Source organism: Streptomyces sp. NPDC090442, assembly GCF_044769405.1.
Taxonomy (GTDB): domain Bacteria; phylum Actinomycetota; class Actinomycetes; order Streptomycetales; family Streptomycetaceae; genus Streptomyces.
This window is the reverse complement of the sequence record NZ_JBIVXW010000229.1, coordinates 1-1907: the sequence shown is the minus strand read 5'-3', so window position 1 is coordinate 1907 and position 1907 is coordinate 1. Positions and strand designations below refer to the sequence as shown.

Genomic DNA, 1907 nt, shown 5'->3' with positions numbered 1-1907 from the left:
GAGCTTCGTTGCATACGGAGAGGCCATCCTGACAGACCGTCACCCAGCTGTGACCTGCAGATTCGTGGAACCCCCAAGACTTTGCAACAGCCCTGATCTGGCGGGTGTCGTGGTGGAGTTGGTGGAGCGGTCGGTCGGCGGGATCACCCTGCATGCCCGCGCGCGTGCGGCCGATGGACTGTGCCCGCACTGCGGCAGTTCCTCAGTACGGGTGCACGGCCGGTATCTGCGCCGGTTGTCGGACGCGGCGATCAGCGGCGCCCGGGTAGTGATCAAGCTGCTGGTGCGCCGGTTCCGGTGCCTCAACGCCGCGTGCGCGGCCGTGACGTTCGTCGAACAGGTCGCCGGGCTGACCAGCCCGCATGCCCGCTTCACCCCGCTGCTGCGCGGGATGCTGACCAGCATCGCGGTGGCGCTGGCCGGGCGGCCGGGGAGCCGGCTCGCGGCGGCCCTGGGAGTCCCGGCGGCGAAGGACACGCTGTTACGCCTCCTCCGGGCCCTTCCCGAGGAGCCCGTCGGGCAGGTGCGAGTGCTGGGTGTTGACGATTTCGCCATGCGCAGGGGCGACTCATACTCGACGATCTTGGTGGATCTGGAACGGCGGCGGCCCGTCGACGTGCTGCCGGGACGCGAGGCCGAACCACTGGCCGCCTGGCTTCGCGACCACCCCGAGGTAGAGATCATTTGCAGGGACCGCGGCGGGGCCTACGCCGAGGGCGCCCGCACGGGAGCCCCGCAAGCGACACAGATCGCTGATGGCTGGCACTTGTGGAAGAACCTCGGTGAAGCGGTGGAGAAGACCGTCGGCACCCATCACGCCTGCATCCGCAGCGTGTTCGCGAACACCCTACCGCCCGACCCGCCGCCCGGGACGATATCTGGCAGCTGCCGCCGCCTTCCACCGGCTCCACGCTGGACGTCTGCGGACGCGAGCGCCGCCTGGTCACCCGGACGAAGGAGCGGTACGCCGCCGTGCAGCAACTCCTGGCCGACGGCAGCTCGTTGGAAGGAATCTGCCGGACGCTGCGGCTGGACCGGTCCACCGTGCGCCGCTTCGCCCGCGCCACCAGCATCGACGAACTGCTGGTCAACGCGACGAACAGAGCCAGCATCCTCGACCCGTACACGGCCCACCTCCACCAGCGGTGGAACGACGGCTGCCGCGACAGCACACAACTCCACCAGGAAATCCAGGCCATGGGCTTCCCAGGCAGCATCCAGACCACCCGGCGCTACCTTCGCCCCTTCAAATCCACCGCCGCCGCACCGGCAGCGCCCCGTGAGGCTCCGCGGCCCCGCCGCATCGTCAGATGGATCATGACGAACCCCGGCAACCTCCCAGCCGAGGACGCCCTCGCGCTCAAGGAGATCCGTGCGGGCTGTCCCGAGCTGGACGCGGTCACCCAGCACGTCCGCGACTTCGCGACGATGCTGCGGGACCTGACCGGCAGCGACCTCCCCGCCTGGATGGAACGCGTCGAACACGACGACCTGCCCGCACTGCACTCCCTGGTCAACGGCCTGCGCCGGGACCAGGACGCCGTCATCGCCGGCCTGTCCAGCTCCTGGAGCTCCGGCCAGGTCGAGGGGCAGAACACGAGGGTGAAACGGATCAAAAGGGATGGATATGGCCGGGCGAACTTCGATCTCCTTCGCACCCGCATCCTGCAGAGATCCTGACCCGCCCGATCACAAGATCAGCGACTGAGCCGAATTTCGTGATCGCTCACAGCGGTCAGCCTGTGGCATCGGGCTTGGGCCGAGGGTGGCCGGGAGGCTCTGCTGTCCAAGGGGCCGGGCGGCAACTCGTATCTGAGTGCAGAGCAGGAACGGGAGCTGGATGGTCTTTTGCGGGCGGGGCCGACGGCGTACGGGTGGGAGGATCAGCGGTGGACGCTGGCCCGGGT

At 68.9% G+C, this 1907-nt stretch carries 1 protein-coding gene and 1 pseudogene; both read left to right on the top strand.

Annotation, left to right across the window (positions count from 1 at the left end; translation table 11 throughout):
* Positions 1-49: 49 nt before the first annotated feature.
* Positions 50-805: pseudogene (locus tag ACIQU6_RS44620) on the top strand (ISL3 family transposase); the annotation flags it as partial.
* A gap of 167 nt (positions 806-972) precedes the next feature.
* Positions 973-1680: a transposase gene (locus tag ACIQU6_RS44615; RefSeq protein WP_403488446.1), complete on the top strand. Its 708-nt coding sequence runs from the start codon at positions 973-975 to the stop codon at positions 1678-1680.
* Positions 1681-1907 lie beyond the last annotated feature (227 nt).